A 17,140-nucleotide genomic window follows, 5' to 3' on the forward strand; every position below is an offset into this window, starting at 1 on the left:
CCTTAGCCTCCCAGCGCTTCCAGTTTGTGTTCTGTATATTTGTGATAATCACCCTGCACATCCAGCTTGGTTAGTGCGTCCTTGTAAGCAGCCTTGGCTTCATCCGTCTTGCCTTGTGCGGCAAGTACGTCGCCCTTGAGATCGGCAAACAGGCCTGCATAGCCGGTGGCTTCATATTTTTCTGACAAGGTCTTCAAGGCCTCATCATAAGCCTTATCCTCATACTGAATGGTTGCCAGTTGCAATAGCGCAATTGCACGGATGGAATCTTCCGTTGCATTTTTCGAGGCCCATTCCAGTTGCGCCTTGGCGCTTTCCTTGTCTTGTTCCTGATAGTTCAGCTTAGCTACTGCCACAGCAGCGCGGCCCGCATAAGGCGTGGAAGAATATTTGTCCATCAATTCGGCGGATAAGGCGCGGATTTTCGCCACATCCTTGATATCGGTATTCGCCATGTTCTGGTATTGCACAGAAGCCGATGCAGATTGCCGGTATTGGTAAAACTTCCAGCCTTCGTAACCACCAAAGCCAACCAAGGCCAATACGGCAACGCCCATTACCTTGTTGCCGTTATGCTTCCACCAGGTCTTGAGCGCGTCCAGCTGGTCTTGTTCTTCCAAATCGTATGCCATTGCTTTTCCTAAAATTACGCCGCCATGGACTTGCGTCCGGGGATAGAATTCAACAAATTACGGGTATATTCCTGGGCGGGAGCCGCGTAGACATCGTCCACAGTGCCCTCTTCCACGATACGCCCCTTGTACATCACTGCAATCTCGTCCGCGATATGCCTCACCACGCGCAGGTCATGCGTGATGAAGAGATAACTCAGGTTCATCTCCTGCTGTAGGTTTTTCAACAACAACAGAATCTGCGCCTGGATAGACACATCCAGCGCAGAAACCGGCTCGTCGCACACCACGACCTTGGGCTGTAGTACCAAAGCGCGAGCAATGCCAATACGCTGGCGCTGCCCGCCGGAGAACTGATGCGGATACTTGTTCATGTCGGCAGTGCTCAGGCCGACCCGCTCCAGCATCTGCGCCACCTTGTCCTGCTGCTCGCGGGAAGTGCCGATGTCATGGATCACTAGCCCTTCTCCCACGATATCCCGCACTTTCATACGTGGATTAAGGGAGGCAAAGGGATCCTGGAAAATCATCTGCAGGTGGCGGCGTTCCTGCCGCAAGGCGTGTCCGGAAAGGCGGGCCAGATTGCTGCCCTGGAACATGACTTCGCCGCTGTCCAGCGGCTGCAATTGTAACAGACATCTTGCCAAAGTGGATTTGCCGCTGCCCGACTCGCCCACGACCGCCAGCGTGCTACCGGCGCGCAAGGTGATGCTGACATCGTCCAGCGCTTTGACCTTGCTGCTGCCGAAGCCAAAGCGCCCGCTTCTTTGCGTATAAGTCTTGTTTAGCTTGTTCGCAGTAAGAATAGGCTGATCCAGCATCGTATTCATCAGGCTACTCCCGCATTCAACCAAGCATAATCAATGGGTTTGAGTGGCTTCTTGCCTTCGGCATCCGGTACACAGTCAAGCAATGCCTTGGTATAAGGATGCTGCGGGTGGTGCAATACCTCGGCCACCGGCCCGTATTCGACGACCTCGCCGCGGAACATTACCACTACCTCGTCGGCAATATCAGCCACAACGCCGAAATCATGCGTAATGAACAGCATGCCCATATTCATGCGCTGCTTGAGATCATCCAGCAGCTTGAGGATTTGCGCCTGCACAGTCACATCGAGCGCCGTAGTAGGTTCGTCGGCGATCAGCATGGAAGGCTCGCAGGCAATGCTCATGGCAATCATGACGCGCTGGCGCTGGCCGCCCGACAATTCATCTGGATAACTGTTGGCCCGTTCCGGCGGAATACCCACCTGCTGCAGCAATGCAGCCACACGCGACTTGAGAGCTGACCCGCCCAGCTTGAGATGCTGCGCTAGACTTTCACCAATCTGGTAACCCACAGTCAGCACCGGATTGAGTGAAGTCATGGGCTCCTGGAAAATCATGCCGATTTCCCTGCCGCGGATCTTCTGCAGCGCAGCATTGTCCGCATGGGCGATATCCTGTCCCTTGAAATGGATCTGGCCGCTTTTCAGCTGCAGCTGCTTGGAAAGCAAGCCCATCACCGCCAGCGCCGTCAGGCTCTTGCCACTGCCGGACTCGCCCACGATGCAAATCGTCTTGCCCGCCTCCAGCGCAAACGAAACCTGGTTGACCAGCAAACGCTCCGGTTCGGCCTTGGGCGCAATGGTCAGGTTCTGGATGCGCAGCAGTTCGGTCATGTATGCAATGCCTCGATAACTTCTGAGAGCGTCATTCTGCGTTGCTCGCCGTTTTCGCGCAACGGTTTCAGGCAGACCTCGCTGGCCGCCACTTCATCCTCGCCCAGGATCAGCGCATACGGCGCGCCGCTCTGGTCGGCTTTTTTCATCTGCGACTTGAAGCTGCCGCCGCCAGCGTGCAGGTTCACGGCCAAGCCGCTGTCCCGCAAGGCTTCCGCAATCGGCAAGGCGGCCCTGGCCGCCACTTCTCCCACATTGACTAGGTAAACATCAGGGCTGTTCGACGCAGTGACACCGCATTCCTGCATCAGCAGGAACACACGCTCCAGGCCGATACCAAAGCCGCAGGCCGGCGTTTTCTTTCCGCCCAAGCTTTGCACCAGCGTATCGTAGCGCCCGCCACCCGCTATCGTGCCTTGGCTGCCCAGCTTGTCCGTCACCCATTCGAACACAGTACGGTTGTAGTAATCCAGGCCGCGCACCAGGCGGGTATTCAGCGTCCACTTGACGCCAAGCTGGTCAAGCTGGTGGGTCAGCTCGTCGAAATGGGAACGGCTTTCCTCACCCAGGTTGTCGAGCAGCTTGGGTGCAGCCTCGATCATGGCCTGCATCACAGGATTCTTGCTGTCGAGGATACGCAGTGGATTGGCGTGCAGGCGGCGCTTGGCATCGTCATCGAGGATATTTGCATGCTGCTCGAAATAACGGATCAATACCTGGCGATATTCGGCGCGCTCGTGGGCATCGCCAATCGTGTTCAATTGCAGTTCAACTGCATCCGCCACGCCCAGTTCGCGCCACAGGCGCGCCAGCATCGCGATCTGCTCGGCATCCACATCCGGGCCTTGATAGCCAAACGCCTCGGCGCCGATCTGGTGGAATTGGCGTTGTCGGCCTTTCTGTACATTCTCATGGCGGAACATCGGCCCCATGTACCACAAACGCTGCGGGCCGTTATAAGTCAGGCTGTGCTCGATCACGGCGCGCACGCAGCCCGCGGTGCCTTCCGGGCGCAAGGTCAGGCGGTCGCCGTTGAGCTTGTCCTCCCAGGAGTACATTTCCTTTTCGACGATATCGGTATGCTCGCCCACGCCACGGATGAAGAGCTCGGTCGGCTCCACAATCGGCAGGCGGATATTGCGATAGCCGTACTGTGTCAGAACATGTCTGGCACCGTCTTCGAGGCGCTGCCAGAGCGGTGTTTCTACCGGCAGGATGTCATAAAACCCTTTGATACTTTGAAACTTTTCGGACATGGGATGGGAGTGAGTTGATTATTCTTAAATAGCCTTGAGTGGAATGGTCCTAGACCTGGAATTTTCCACCTGGCGCAGTTTGCCGCCTTCAGCATAATGAGTTTGCACGTATTCTTCGACGATTTGCTTGAATTCGTCTGCGATGCCATCGCCCTTGAGGGTCACGGTCTTTTCCCCGTCGACGTAGACAGGCGCGACAGGCACTTCGCCGGTTCCCGGCAGGCTGATGCCGATATTGGCCAGCTTGGATTCGCCCGGACCGTTTACCACGCAACCCATCACGGCTACGCTCATATTCTCCACACCGGGATACTGGCTGCGCCAGATGGGCATCTGGTCGCGCAAATAACGCTGAATGGACTGAGCCAGTTCCTGGAAGAAGGTCGAGGTCGTGCGTCCACAACCCGGACAGGCCGTGACCAGCGGTGTGAAAGAGCGTATGCCCATGGTCTGCAGGATTTCCTGCGCTACGACCACTTCCTTGGTGCGCGGCTCGCCAGGCTCCGGCGTCAGGGAGACGCGGATGGTATCACCTATGCCCTCCTGCAGCAGCACGGACAATGCGGCCGTGGAAGCCACGATGCCCTTGGAACCCATGCCTGCTTCCGTCAGCCCCAGGTGCAAGGGGTAATCGCAACGTCCGCCAAGGTCACGGTAAACCCGGATCAGGTCCTGCACCGCGCTCACCTTGCAGGAAATAATGATGCGGTCGCTGGGCAGCCCCAGCGCTTCCGCTTCGGCCGCATTCTCCAATGCCGACTGGATCAGCATCTCGCGCATTAGGGCTTCGGCGCTCAAAGGCGCTGCGCGCTTGGAGTTCTCGTCCATCATGCGCGCCATTTTCGCCTGGTCCAGGCTGCCCCAGTTAACGCCAATGCGCACCGGCTTGCCATAATCAATCGCCGCCTTGATCATGGCAGAGAACTGTTCATCACGCTTGGAACCCTTGCCGACATTGCCCGGGTTGATGCGGTACTTGGCCAGCGCTTCCGCGCAATCAGGATATTGCGCCAACAGGCGGTGCCCATTGAAGTGGAAGTCCCCGACCAATGGAACACTGCATCCCATCTCATCCAGCCGCCGCCTGATCGTGGATACCTGCGCGGCAGCCTCCGGGGAATTCACGGTGATCCGCACCACTTCGGAACCTGCGCGCCAAAGTTCATAGACCTGCTGCACGGTCGCAGCGGCATCTGCGGTATCGGTATTGGTCATGGACTGCACCACCACCGGCGCGCTGCTGCCTACCGGGACATGGCCGATCATCACGGTCTTGGTAGTGCGCCGACTGAGAGTTTGATAATCCAAGAACTACTCCAACGTCAGACGCGCCACATTGACCTTGGTGTAAGGAGCCAGGTCAACAGGGCTATTGTTGTATTCAAGCTTGGTACCGGTCGTGTTGCCGATGATGATGCGCAATGGCGGCTTGCCAGTGACAGTTTCCTCGCTGTTCGCCAGCAAAGTCTTGTTCAATATTTGCCTGCCATTGCCATCCGAAACGCTGATCCAGGTTTGACTTGTTACTGAAAACTTAAGGTTTGCTCCCTCAGCAGCAGGCTGCTCCCCTGCTCCGGCTGTTTCAGCTGGAGTAACGGGTACGGCGGGCGCTGCCTGTGGTGAAAGTTGTGCTGCAGGAGGAGCATCAGTGGGTTCCGTTGGTTGAACGGTAACAGGCGCATCCGCCTGAACTGGCGGCACGGATTGTTGCGGCAATGCCGATGATGTGCCATCCGTGTCTGCAAGCGGAATATCCGTATTTCCCAGGATCTCAGCGATAGTGCCATTTGGCAAACCTGCATCCGGAGCATGTTTCTGGAAATAATCGACATACAATACCCAGCCAAACAACAAGACCACTAACAAGACACCGAACAGGATATAGGGCCGCCACGAGATATTGCCAGCTTCACCTGACAGGACGATATTGGCGGAGGGAACACTGATTGCCTGATTTTCCTGTGCGGGCACGTATTGACTGTAAACTCGCAATAAAGGCGCAGCATCAATATTGAGCAGACGTGCGTAGTTACGGATGAAACCGCGTGTAATCACCGCCTCTGGCAATACAGAAAAATCATCATTCTCCAAGGCATGTACCTGGCGCAAGCCCAGCCGTAAACGGCTGGCAACATCTTCAGCGCTCAGCCCCTGCTTTTCTCGCGCAGCAGTCAGCACCGGGCCGAGCCGGTCAATATTGGCTGCTGCCGGTTGTAATTCCTGTTCAGGAGAATTTTGCTCACTCATTATTACTGTCCTGACAACAATTGTTTGGCCTGCTCAGAGTGAGGAAAAGTTCTCCTCAACTGCAAGGCATAGCTGGCTTCCTTGTCCCGATCACCCGCCTGGCGCGCCAGCCTGATTCCCAGCCACAGCATTTCAGCCGTCGGGGATCCGCTGTCCAATGCAGGGTTCAGGTAATTACGCGCATTCACATAATCACCCCTGTTAAAGGAAATTACCGCCAATTGATAACCAGCCTGGAACAATTGCGGCTGCAATTCCAGCGCATGTCGCAGGTAAAGCTCAGCCTGCTTGGTATCCTGCTTGCGTAGCAAACAAGTGCCTGCATTCATATAGGCAACGCCAGGCGTTACATAAAGCGGGTTCTTGACTGCCTCGTTAAACTGGGTAATGGACTCATCAATGCGATTACGGGAGCAAAGGAAACTGCCGTAATTGTTACGGGTTTCTGAACTTTTCGGGTCAAGCTGCAATGCCTTGCGGAATGCAGTATCTGCTTTCTCATCTTCACGCAGCTGGCCATATACCAATCCGAGGCCATTATAGGCAGGCGCATAATACGGATTGATTTTGGCGGCGATTTCAAACTCTTCCAGCGCCACTGCGATCTGGTTCTGGGCATAGTAGCCAGCGCCAAGTTCGGTATGCGCCTGGGCACGCTCACGGGAGGCTTCCGTGTCCTGCCGTGTTTCAGTGGCAGCACAAGCAACAAGCAACAACCCGGCAACCATCACCAGGTATTTTTTCACGCAACAGCCTCCACCTTGATACGGCGCAAGGACCGCTTGGTCCTGTCCTGCACCTTGCCTGCCAACTGGCCGCAGGCAGCGTCTATATCCTCGCCACGGGTTTTACGCGTGGTCACAACATAGCCCGCCTGCATGAGAATGTCGCGAAAGCGGCGGATATTGTCCGGCTTGGAAGTATCGTAGCCGCTGTTCGGGAATGGGTTGAACGGGATCAGGTTGAACTTGCACGGCACATCCCTGACCACATCCAGCAATTGTTTCGCATGCTCCATGGTGTCATTGACACCGTCCAGCATGACATATTCGAAAGTGACGAAATCACGCGGCGCCTTTTCCAGATAACGCTGACAGGCGGCCATCAGTTCGGCGATCGGGTACTTGCGGTTGATCGGCACGATTTCATCGCGCAGGGCGTCATTGGGCGCATGCAGGGAAACTGCCAATGCTACCGGACACTCGTCTCTCAGACGATCCATCGCGGGTACCATGCCGGAAGTGGACAAGGTCACGCGGCGGCGGCTCAGGCCGTAGGCGGAATCATCCAGCATGATATTCATGGCAGCAACCACATTGTCGAAATTCGCCAGGGGCTCGCCCATGCCCATCATCACGACATTGCTGATGATGCGGTCGCCCTTCGGGTCGCGGCCCAGTGCCTTGTTCGCCACCCATAGCTGGCCGATGATCTCGGATACGCTCAGGTTGCGGTTGAATCCCTGGCGGCCTGTGGAACAGAATGAGCAATCCAACGCGCAGCCGACCTGGGATGATACGCACAATGTGCCACGGTCATCCTCAGGGATAAACACGGTTTCAACGCCATTATTTGCGCCTGCGTCAATCAGCCACTTGCGGGTACCGTCTTCCGACACCTGTTCGAGACGGACTGACGGAGGCGTAATCACGGCCTCCTTGGCGAGCTTTTCACGCAACGCCTTGGCAATGTCGGTCATCTCCCCAAACTCGCTCACGCCGAAATGATGCATCCAGCGCATCATCTGCTTGGCACGAAAAGGCTTCTCGCCGAGACCTTGAAAGTACTCTGCGAGGGTGGCCTGGTTATAGTCGAGAAGATTAACCGTCATGCGCTGCAAACCTTAGCGGCTGTAAACCTGGGATTGCGGGAAGAAATAAGCGATTTCGATCGCGGCATTTTCCAGGGAATCGGAACCGTGCACAGCATTCGCATCGATGCTGTCAGCAAAGTCAGCGCGAATAGTACCTGCATCTGCCTTTTTCGGATCAGTCGCACCCATCAGGTCGCGGTGCTTGAGCACAGCGTTCTCGCCTTCCAGCACTTGCACCACCACAGGACCAGAGATCATGAACTTGACCAGGTCATTAAAGAAAGGACGCTCCTTATGAACAGCATAGAAACCCTCTGCATCAGCCTGAGACAGTTGCACTTGCTTGGAAGCAATGATCTTAAGGCCAGCATCTTCAAAACGAGTGTAGATTTTGCCGATTACGTTCTTGGCAACTGCATCGGGTTTGATAATGGAAAGGGTACGTTCAACAGCCATGATGACTCCAAAGATATTTTAAGATAAAAACAACTACGAAAAGACCGATAAAATAACATTTTAATGGCCTAAAATAAAGCTGACCCTTGATAAATGCTCTGTGCTCTCCTGTATCAACTTGGTATGAGCGCACTCAATAATAAGCAGCTATGATGACAGCTTGACGCCATCACATCGCCAATACCGTCACGGAATACCACATTAAAAAACCCGCCGCAGCGGGTTGGATGAGTCCTGATCAAGCTTGCAAGCTGCGCTGCCGACGCGCCTCGTAAAGACATATCCCGCTGGCAACTGATACGTTCAGGCTTTCAACCGAACCAAACATCGGAATGCTGATCAGCGCATCGCAGGTTTCCTGCGTCAAACGGCGTAAACCCGCTCCTTCCGCGCCCAACACCAATGCAAGCGGGCCAGATAAATCGGTGGATACCAGATCAGCATTGGCTTCCGCTGCGGTGCCCACGACAAACACGCCGGCCTCCTGCAATTCGCGCAAGGTACGTGCCAAGTTAGTCACGGCAATGAAAGGCACGGTTTCCGCTGCGCCGCAAGCTACCTTGCGCACCGTCGCATTCAAACCTGCCGCCCGGTCCTTGGGCGCAATAACGGCATGCACACCCATCGCATCCGCCACCCGCAGGCAGGCTCCGAGGTTATGTGGGTCCTCGACGCCATCAAGCACCAGGAAGAACGGTGGCTCTTTGAGGTCGGATTCGAGGATGTCGTGGATATCCTTATAAGGAATTGGTGTATCCACCACGCGGGCGATCACGCCCTGGTGCCGGGCATTACTACCGGCCATCCCGTCCAGGCGGGCGCGTTCCACATGCATCACGCGCACATTGGCGTTTTCAGCCATGTGCAGCAAATCCTTCATACGGGCATCGACCCTATCCTTGTCGATCAGGATTTCCTGGATGCTTGCTCCATGCTGACGCAATCGGCTCAATACGGCATGAAAGCCGAACAAAATACGGGTATCACTCATTCAATCAACTAGCTTTCTTCTTGGTTGTCACTTTGGCCTGGCTTTTTCCACTGCTGGCGCGGGGCGGTTTGGTTCTTGGTTTCTTGACAGCCGGTTTTGCAACTGCTCGGCGCACCTTTGGCTTGCTGCCCTCCTCCTGCACCAAAGTCTCGACCAACGGCTCCGGCACCTTGGCCACAGCAGGCTGGCGACGCTTGGGTTTCTCCGCTACCGCCCCTAGCACAGCCTCTTTTGCTGGCGGCCTGGCGACTGCTGGTTTAGCTACACGCCGTTTAGGCGCTTCATCGGAAGCGGATGATGCCTGTATTTGATCCTCCCTGGCAACCAAGCTGAAATCCACGCGGCTGGTTTCAAGGTCCACACGTGCCACTTTGACCCGCAACCTATCTCCCAAACGGTAGCGCACACCGGTTCTTTCGCCCAGCATTTCATGCCTGACCTTGTCAAAATTGAAGTAATCGTTACCCAGCTCGGTGACATGTAACAGGCCCTCGACATACACGCTGTCCAGCGCCACGAAGAGGCCGAAGCCAGTCACTCCAGCCACAGTACCGTCGAACTCTTCACCCAGCTTGTCCTGCATGTAATAGCACTTGAGCCAGGCTTCCACATCGCGCGTTGCGTCATCAGCGCGCCGCTCGGTCATGGAGCAATGCTTGCCCAGCTCCTGCCAATCCCCGGCCTTATATTGCTCGCCATTCAATACCGCCTTGATGGCACGGTGAATCAGCAGGTCAGGATAACGGCGGATAGGTGAGGTAAAGTGGGCATAGGCTTCGTACGCCAAGCCAAAATGGCCGATATTATCAGGGCTGTAGACCGCCTGCTGCATGGAACGCAGCAATACCGTCTGCAACAACTGTTCATCAGGCCGTCCCTTGATCTGGGCCAGCAACTTGCCGTAATCCTTGGCATGCGGCGTATCACCCCCACCTAGCGTGAAGCCGAACTCGCCCATGAAAGTGCGTAACGCCTCCAGCTTTTCCTCGGTCGGACCGTCATGTATCCGGTACAAGGCCGGATGGTCATGTTTGCCGACAAAATCGGCAGCACAGACGTTGGCTGCCAGCATGCATTCCTCGATCAGGCGGTGCGCTTCGTTACGGACGCTGACCTCAATGCGCTCGATCTTGCCGTTGTCATTGAACACCATCACGGTTTCGTTGCTTTCGAACTCGATCGCGCCGCGTTTTTCCCGTGCGGCCAGCATGACCTTGTACAGGCTGTACAAGTGCTGCACATGCGGCATCAGCCATGCATATTCCCGCGCAACATCGCCCTCGGGATTGCTAATCATGTCAAAAACCTTGGTATAGGTCATGCGCGCCTTGGAACGCATGACAGAGGGGTAAAACTTGTATTGCCCGATACGGCCGGTGCTGCTGACCTGCATATCGCACACCATGCAGAGCCGGTCCACATTCGGGTTGAGCGAGCATAGTCCGTTGGATAATTCCTCGGGCAACATGGGAATCACGCGGCGCGGGAAATAAACCGAATTGCCGCGCTCGTAGGCATCCTTGTCCAAACCGTCGCCCGGCCTCACATAAAAACTCACATCCGCAATCGCCACCACCAGACGCCAGCCCTTGCCCTGAGGTTCGCAATACACTGCGTCGTCAAAGTCGCGCGCCGTTTCCCCATCTATCGTTACCAGAGGCAGCTCGCGCAAATCCACGCGACCCTTCCAATCGGCAGCGCGCACCTGCTTGGGATATTTCTTCGCCTGCTTGAGCGCGGCTTCGGAGAATTCATAAGGTAAATGATGCTTGCGCAAGGCGATCTCGATCTCCATGCCTGCATCCGCATAATTCCCCAATACCTCAATCACCTTGCCGACTGGCTTGGCATACTGCGACGGCTGCTCAGTCAGCTCCACCGTCACCACCTGGCCATCCTTGGCGCCCATATCTAGGTGATAGGGAATCAGGATATCCTGGCTCATGCGCTTATCTTCCGCCGCCACGATGGTTACGCCATGGCTGCTGATCACGCGCCCCACCAATGTCCTGGTCCCGCGCTCCAGCACCTCGACGATACGCCCCTCGGGGCGCCCCCGTCTGTCGGTACCCGCAGGCCGCACCATGACACGGTCGCCATGCATCACCTGCGCCATCTCGCGCGGCGAAAGGAACAAATCGTCCCCACCGCCATCGGGAATGAAGAATCCAAACCCATCAGGATGGCCCTGCACCTTCCCAGCCAACAGGTTGACCTTGCCTGTGATGCACAGCGCCCCCTTGCGGTTCTGGATAAGCTGGCCGTCACGCTCCATCGCCGCCAGGCGCCGCCCGAAAATCTCCTGCTCGGATTTTTTGATCCCCACCAGCTTATAGAGCTGCTCCACCGTGACCGGCACCCCCTGCTCTTCCATCACGGAAAGAATAAACTCCCGGCTGGGCAATGGATGGGCGTATTTCTCCGACTCTCTTACGGCATGGGGATCCTTCGCTCTCGCTCCTTTGGCCTGGCGTTGCGAGGCAACCTTCTTCACGCTTATTTTTTCAATCTGCTTTTTTTTCGTTGACAAAGTATAACTTTCCTATAAAATGCGCGGCTCATCGACGTTTCGATGCCCAGATGGCGGAATTGGTAGACGCGCTAGGTTCAGGTCCTAGTGGTGGAAACACTGTGGAGGTTCGAGTCCTCTTCTGGGCACCAAATGATTGATCAAAACTCGCACCGTTACTGAATCTCAGGCGGTGCATTTTTGTTTCTATACCTAAAAATATACCTTCAAACACTTGCCTAGACCCAGTCCTCAAACTCATTAGCGGGCATTGTCCCATTAAAACCATTGCAGGTCTAAGACAATATCTGCCTCTACCAGCCCTCAGTATCAAACCCAGTTCACTCCGGCTTTTTACCGAGTCAGAAAACTCTCACCTTTTATCGAGTCAAGAAATTCAAGCAAACCCCAACATTTCTCAACAGCCTTTTTACGGACTGTAATAATTCCCCCTTTTTTATGGACTAAAGAAAATCCCTTTTTTATGGACTCCGAAAACTCAGGGGGAGTCAGACATTAAAGTCGCTTAGCAAGGGCAACAGCATCCCGCACTATGTCATGGAACTCTGAAACTGTTACACGTACCATGCCATAGGGTGCTTGGACTGAGTAACCGTCCCTAGTGGTCTTTACTGTAGCCCATTGACCAGTGCCATAGCGCCCATATTCAAGCACTGGCCCATAAGGCAGGGCATTGATGATCCAGACTGGTTGTGAAATGGGTATTGCAGCAAAGCGCGAGTGTGCATCGAGATCGACTGATGTTTTCTTGGTTGTGTAAGTACCCGGACCGCGCTCAATGTGCCAATTCGCTCTGAATCTTCCAGTGTCCACCGGGCTCTTCAAAACAATCCGCGTGAATATCTCTCTCCTGGTTTCTTGAACCACTACATCCAACCTGGCGCCTGTTTTGTCTGCGAATCTCGCAATGCTGCTGCGAATGAATTGCCCATTTAAATGTTTCCTTTTGCTCGCAATTGAAACCGTCCGAGATGAAAACGCTATACACAGGATAGCGAATTGTGTTTTTTGCCCCTAATTCGCTATATAGCGTTTTATGCTTTTCCGTGACCGGTCGATGTCATGATCTGCACAAACGATCTTGCAGACTTCCTGGCAGGCTGGCGTGTTACTCCCAAATGCTGGGCATATGGTGCAGGGTCAGCATGGATAGCATCGCTCACGAAAGGCCACAAGGCAGAATATTGCACCGGATCACTGGACAGGGCTTTGATTACATCCTTGGCCAGCATGGCCTTGTCCTTCTCGCTTAGCTTTGCACCTCCTTGGCTTAACCCATATTGCCTTGCTACCTCGCTATAAAACAGGTTACGCAGACGGTTCATGTTGCCCGTATTGCCGATCATGTCACGTCCCTGCATGCGACCATCTACCAGCGGCAATATCACGGCATGGGCATGCGGGGCTGCTTCGTCCAAGTGAACATCAAAAGCCAGCAATTCACCCTGCATATTGCGTTGCACCCAAGACAAACAATCCTCAAAGAATGGCCTGTTATCTTGCTGGTGGCAGTCAATAGGGAGGCTAAAGAGGATCTCCACGCCCATCACGCCATTTTTACGGGGCGTTTCTATCCCAGCCTCAAGCATGGCGATTTTTGCGCGTACAGCGATTTCCCGAGCGCTCCCGTCACCATACAGAGAGTAATTAAGCGAGCTTCTGCTAGCATCAATATGCCCACCAGCGCCACGCTCTTGCTGTATCTCTCTGCGATTGTGCTTGAGTGCCTCCTCTATGCCACTCTTGCCCTTGATGCGTCCCAGCCGGAATATGTGACTGGAGGCCATCGATTAGCCAATCCAATTTGCTTCTGTCATGACTGACTCCCCTAGACAAGCTGGATTGCTGGTGGGATTAATGCCTGCAGTGCTACCTTGGCTCTCTGATAGGCTTCTTTCCCATTACTAGCTCCATGGGCTGCACTTGCTGCAATGAACTGCGCCGCCACCAGCATGCTTTTGTGTGGAAATGGCAAGGCGCTACGTTCCCTGGCGCCAATGCCTACAGCCTTGTTAACCAGCTTATTAAAGTTCATGTGAATGTGGCGGCTGTGGGCATCGAGATTCGCCAGCTCATCATGCATCGCGTGATAACCGGGCAGATACTCGGTCTGATGGGTTTCTAAGGCTTTCCGAGCATCGCGGAACGCCTGAACCAGCTTCACCTTGAGGGCGCGAACCTTGGCAGTATTGCGGCTGTAAGTGAGTAACAGATAGGCTTGATCTTCGTTGAGCATGGCATAGTGCTCAGGCCTGCCACCAGCCGAACCCTTGGGTGGTTTTCCGGTTTGAAACCGGATTACTCCCAATTGCTCAAAGTCGCTTTTGTAGTCCTTGATCAGCTCGTAGGTGTTCTGGTGTTTTATCCCCAGGCTATCAGCAATCAATCGACTATCAATGCGAGGCTCGGCTTTTACCTGGATATGGATTAAAGACTGGTGGCTCATGCTGCCCTCCATACATAACGAGCTACGCGGTGCTGCTTGCCTTGCTCGGTAATGTCGTTAGTCCAGACGGTATCTATCTTGCAGCCACGTTCCCTCAGCTCAAGGATGCGAGGGGCTGGCGCAAGAATATCAAGATCGCGCCTGGCTTCTATGGTGGTGATTGAGCCATGCTCTTGCAGGTGCTCTACCAATCGGGTGCGTTGTGAATTGGCTGAATTATCGTTATGCTTGCCGGTGTTCTTCGGGGCTGCCTTCGGGTGGCCTTTTTTCTTGTCCATGATTAGGCGGCCTCCTTACCTTGGCTAGCTTCAATACGGGCTTGCGCCCATGCTTCAACATCCGAGGCCTTCCAGGCGGTGACATTGGCAGATAGCTTGATAGGTTTGGGGAATTGCCCTTGTTTCGCCCAGCTCCAAATGGTGGATCTAGAAACGCCCAACAAGGCTTTGAGTTGTGGCAGGCGGTAAAACTGTTGTGTGGCTTGATTCAGTCCCATATTCAAATCCTTTTGGCTGGATTGATTAGCGCTGCACCGTGCGGCACTAGATGGGAATGAATTAAATAGTTTAAAGGCAGATCAAAACATGCCAATAAATGTGATTAATTGGCGCTAGAGTGGAAGAATTTCCCTTTTCCACAATAACCCTTCGTCTCCAACTATGATGTTATACACATACATCACCTCTATGTTTTTTTGCCGTCCCCAATCAATTTTTCCACTCACAATTACCTTAATTTCACCATCCTCATTAGAACTACCCAAAACTTTCCAGCCTTTTTCCTTGGCTTTCTGCACATATTTTTGAATTTCTCGCTCATCTTTACCGGTTAGACTCGCTATCTCAGCAACTGTTAATCCCGCTCTCGCGGCAAGCATAAATGATGGGCGTAAATAATTTTCCGGCCTCCCTTTCTGACCATGAGACAAATGAAAATAAAGTGCATTAAGCGTTTCTTGAGTAATGTTTTGAGCCTCAAACTCATCTAAAAATCTATCAATAGCGATTTGCTTTTTCACTCCACCCTCCCTTAAGCATCTGCCCACCAGCCAGACAGAGGGAAAGTCTCTCCCAGTCTGGCTAGCTGAGACAATGACAACTATACGTAATGTGCTCCGACCTGCTCCATTGCAGCATTTACCTCATTCATAGAATCGCCCGCTAAATATTCAATGTGCCTAACCAATGCAATAATTTCACTATCTTGAGTTAAACGGCATATGGTGCTGCTTAATGTTTTGATAAGTTCCTCATTGCACTGAGAAATGCAATCGGCATGCCTTAAAGTCCACTCTTACAAGGTCTAGAGCTTCAATACCAGCAACAATATCTTGATGATTGGCGACTACTATTGCACGTTGCCTATCGCGCTGAGGATCGCTAAAAAGCAGTCGTCCTAATTTGATATTGAAATTGCTGTACTCATTCCCAGATTGGGATAGTGTAGAATCGGCGCCAGCCATAGCGTGATACTCCTGTGAAGTATTGCATTGTGGTAAGGGTTGGCTGGTGCACCTCTCACAGTTAACCAGCCTTCCCGCTAATGCCTGATACCGTCAGGCGGCGGTGTTGCTCTTTATGCCGTTTTCAATGGGATTACCTTCGCCCCATTCTGTACCGCATCAATGTAATCTGCCCATCGCTGAATGATCTGGTGGCGCTCCTCCAGGAACTGCGCGCGGTCGTAGGCAGCTTGTATCTCATCCTTCTTGGCATGGGCGATCTGGGCTTCCAGCACATCAGGATCAATCCGCAGACGCTCACGAGCAATGGTTCTGAATGTCGCCCTGAAACCATGAGAAACCGTCACACCACGCAAGCCAGCCTCCCGTAATGCCTTGCTGATGCTATCCCTGTTCAGATGCTTGCCGATTGGATCACGCTCACCAGGGAACACAAATGGGGAGTTGCCACTGTAGGCAATCGCCTCTTGCAGCAACGGGATCAACTGCTTGGGTAATGGGGTGATGTGGTCATTGCCTGTTTTCATTCGCCTGGCTGATACGTGCCACTCCCCTGCCTCCAGATCCAATTCTGATTTGAGCATGCCCGCCACCACACCAGGACGTGAAGCGGTATATAACAGGGTCTGTACAGCCACCCGCATTTTGTGTGACTCAATACTGTTGATCTTGCTCAACATACTGGGCAAGTCGTTGGTCTTGGTCACTGCAGCGTAATGCGCTCGCTCCATCTTGGGCAGCACGCCCTTGAGGGATAGCAGCTTGCCCTCCTCACGCAAGCCTTCCTGAATGGCATAGTCCACAATCTGGTTCACGTACTGCCTAGCCTTCACGGCCAATCTTGGGCCTCGCTCATGAACATACAGCAGCACAGGTTTGACATCAGCACTAGAAAGCTCAGAAATCGCTTTAGAGCCGATTTTAGGGTACAGGTAATCGTCTAGCACCTCCCTGGCCTTTCGCGCCGTTTCTGAGGCCCAGCCTTTCGATTTGTGGGCATGCCATTCTTCACCCACAGACTTGAAGGTTCCCCGGACGCTGGCTTTGAGTTGCTGCTTGGCTTCTTTCTTTGCGATAGCAGGATCAATCCCACCAGCAAGGGTCTCTCGTTGATTCTGGGCAAGTGCTCTAGCCACAGGTAAAGAGGTTTCAGGATATGAGCCCAAGCCGATCCAGTTCCGGCGGCCGTCAGGGCGTGTATAGCGAAACACCCAGCGCTTATTTCCACCTGTATCAACAACCAATGACAAACCACGCCCATCAGCCAGCGTCTTTCCTGGCTTGGCGGCATCAATCTGCTTGATTGTGAGACCTTTGGCGAGTTTAGGCATAGCGTTCGGGTACTACCGAAGTTTCTATACCAAAAACTTACTGGATTGTGTTGGACTATTTTGGATGGCGTTGCACAGTATTTTCTACAACACCCTATGACAAAAGGATTTTACGAGGATATTTCTGGATTAGATCAGATTACCCTGGATGACTATTCTGGTTTTCTTCTGGCACCAAATGATTCCTTGAAAACCGCATCAATGCTTACTTTGTAGCTGATGCGGTTTTTTGTTACCTGTCTAATTACCCGTAAAAAGATTTGATGGACTACTTGCATGGTTTATTGTCCCATTAAACCTGTGACAGGTCTAA

At 53.7% G+C, this 17,140-nt stretch carries 18 protein-coding genes and 1 tRNA gene; 1 reads left to right on the forward strand and 18 read right to left on the reverse strand.

What is annotated here, in order from left to right; genetic code table 11:
• Window positions 1-2: 2 nt before the first annotated feature.
• The 11 genes from V7Z75_RS02070 to rnr all read right to left on the reverse strand — a co-directional run bounded on the left by V7Z75_RS02070 (window position 3) and on the right by rnr (window position 11,588).
• Complete coding sequence (locus V7Z75_RS02070; RefSeq protein WP_334106809.1) at window positions 3-632, reverse strand: YfgM family protein; 630 nt, start codon at window positions 630-632, stop codon at window positions 3-5.
• Between the two features lie 14 nt (window positions 633-646).
• Entirely contained in the window at window positions 647-1,462 is an 816-nt protein-coding gene (locus V7Z75_RS02075) for an ABC transporter ATP-binding protein (RefSeq protein WP_334106811.1), read from the reverse strand.
• Window positions 1,462-2,295, reverse strand: a complete 834-nt coding sequence (locus tag V7Z75_RS02080) for an ABC transporter ATP-binding protein (protein ID WP_334106813.1) — start codon at window positions 2,293-2,295, stop codon at window positions 1,462-1,464. The genes V7Z75_RS02075 and V7Z75_RS02080 overlap by 1 nt, the downstream gene beginning before the upstream one ends.
• Entirely contained in the window at window positions 2,292-3,551 is a 1,260-nt protein-coding gene (gene hisS / locus V7Z75_RS02085; protein WP_334106814.1) for a histidine--tRNA ligase, read from the reverse strand. Before hisS ends, V7Z75_RS02080 begins: the two co-directional genes overlap by 4 nt.
• Before the next feature lie 24 nt (window positions 3,552-3,575).
• Window positions 3,576-4,817, reverse strand: coding sequence for a flavodoxin-dependent (E)-4-hydroxy-3-methylbut-2-enyl-diphosphate synthase (ispG, locus tag V7Z75_RS02090; protein ID WP_442919859.1), 1,242 nt, complete (start codon window positions 4,815-4,817; stop codon window positions 3,576-3,578).
• A gap of 45 nt (window positions 4,818-4,862) precedes the next feature.
• Window positions 4,863-5,798: a helix-turn-helix domain-containing protein gene (locus tag V7Z75_RS02095; protein WP_334106817.1), complete on the reverse strand. Its 936-nt coding sequence runs from the start codon at window positions 5,796-5,798 to the stop codon at window positions 4,863-4,865.
• A gap of 2 nt (window positions 5,799-5,800) precedes the next feature.
• Window positions 5,801-6,544: a type IV pilus biogenesis/stability protein PilW gene (gene pilW, locus V7Z75_RS02100; RefSeq protein WP_334106819.1), complete on the reverse strand. Its 744-nt coding sequence runs from the start codon at window positions 6,542-6,544 to the stop codon at window positions 5,801-5,803.
• Entirely contained in the window at window positions 6,541-7,629 is a 1,089-nt protein-coding gene (gene rlmN, locus V7Z75_RS02105) for a 23S rRNA (adenine(2503)-C(2))-methyltransferase RlmN (RefSeq protein ID WP_334106821.1), read from the reverse strand. The genes pilW and rlmN overlap by 4 nt, the downstream gene beginning before the upstream one ends.
• Before the next feature lie 12 nt (window positions 7,630-7,641).
• The gene (ndk, locus tag V7Z75_RS02110) at window positions 7,642-8,067 is read right to left on the reverse strand and encodes a nucleoside-diphosphate kinase (RefSeq protein WP_334106823.1); all 426 of its coding nucleotides are present in this window, start codon (window positions 8,065-8,067) and stop codon (window positions 7,642-7,644) included.
• Window positions 8,068-8,305: 238 nt separating this feature from the next.
• A complete protein-coding gene (gene rlmB, locus V7Z75_RS02115) occupies window positions 8,306-9,058 on the reverse strand; it encodes a 23S rRNA (guanosine(2251)-2'-O)-methyltransferase RlmB (protein WP_334106825.1) in 753 nt (250 codons plus the stop codon).
• A 4-nt stretch (window positions 9,059-9,062) separates the two neighbouring features.
• Window positions 9,063-11,588 (reverse strand): ribonuclease R, encoded by a 2,526-nt coding sequence (gene rnr, locus V7Z75_RS02120; protein ID WP_442919854.1) that lies wholly within the window; start codon window positions 11,586-11,588, stop codon window positions 9,063-9,065.
• A 44-nt stretch (window positions 11,589-11,632) separates the two neighbouring features.
• Here rnr and V7Z75_RS02125 point away from each other — a divergent pair.
• Window positions 11,633-11,719, forward strand: a tRNA-Leu gene (locus V7Z75_RS02125).
• A gap of 903 nt (window positions 11,720-12,622) precedes the next feature.
• On the opposite strand, the gene V7Z75_RS02130 is transcribed toward V7Z75_RS02125, so the two are convergent.
• From V7Z75_RS02130 to V7Z75_RS02160, 7 genes are all read right to left on the reverse strand, one after another.
• Window positions 12,623-13,375, reverse strand: a complete 753-nt coding sequence (locus V7Z75_RS02130) for a plasmid recombination protein (RefSeq protein WP_334106826.1) — start codon at window positions 13,373-13,375, stop codon at window positions 12,623-12,625.
• A gap of 41 nt (window positions 13,376-13,416) precedes the next feature.
• A complete protein-coding gene (locus tag V7Z75_RS02135; protein WP_334106827.1) occupies window positions 13,417-14,034 on the reverse strand; it encodes a Rha family transcriptional regulator in 618 nt (205 codons plus the stop codon).
• Window positions 14,031-14,312, reverse strand: coding sequence for a helix-turn-helix domain-containing protein (locus V7Z75_RS02140; protein ID WP_334106829.1), 282 nt, complete (start codon window positions 14,310-14,312; stop codon window positions 14,031-14,033). The genes V7Z75_RS02135 and V7Z75_RS02140 overlap by 4 nt, the downstream gene beginning before the upstream one ends.
• 2 nt (window positions 14,313-14,314) lie before the next feature.
• Window positions 14,315-14,530 carry a helix-turn-helix transcriptional regulator gene (locus V7Z75_RS02145; RefSeq protein WP_334106831.1) on the reverse strand — a complete coding sequence of 72 codons (216 nt, stop codon included), beginning with the start codon at window positions 14,528-14,530 and terminating at the stop codon, window positions 14,315-14,317.
• A gap of 114 nt (window positions 14,531-14,644) precedes the next feature.
• Window positions 14,645-15,052 (reverse strand): hypothetical protein, encoded by a 408-nt coding sequence (locus V7Z75_RS02150; protein ID WP_334106832.1) that lies wholly within the window; start codon window positions 15,050-15,052, stop codon window positions 14,645-14,647.
• A 231-nt stretch (window positions 15,053-15,283) separates the two neighbouring features.
• A complete protein-coding gene (locus tag V7Z75_RS02155; RefSeq protein WP_334106834.1) occupies window positions 15,284-15,496 on the reverse strand; it encodes a hypothetical protein in 213 nt (70 codons plus the stop codon).
• A 113-nt stretch (window positions 15,497-15,609) separates the two neighbouring features.
• A complete protein-coding gene (locus tag V7Z75_RS02160; RefSeq protein WP_334106836.1) occupies window positions 15,610-16,827 on the reverse strand; it encodes a tyrosine-type recombinase/integrase in 1,218 nt (405 codons plus the stop codon).
• Window positions 16,828-17,140: the final 313 nt, after the last annotated feature.

It is taken from the genome of Methylobacillus sp., from assembly GCF_036844465.1.
GTDB lineage: Bacteria > Pseudomonadota > Gammaproteobacteria > Burkholderiales > Methylophilaceae > Methylobacillus.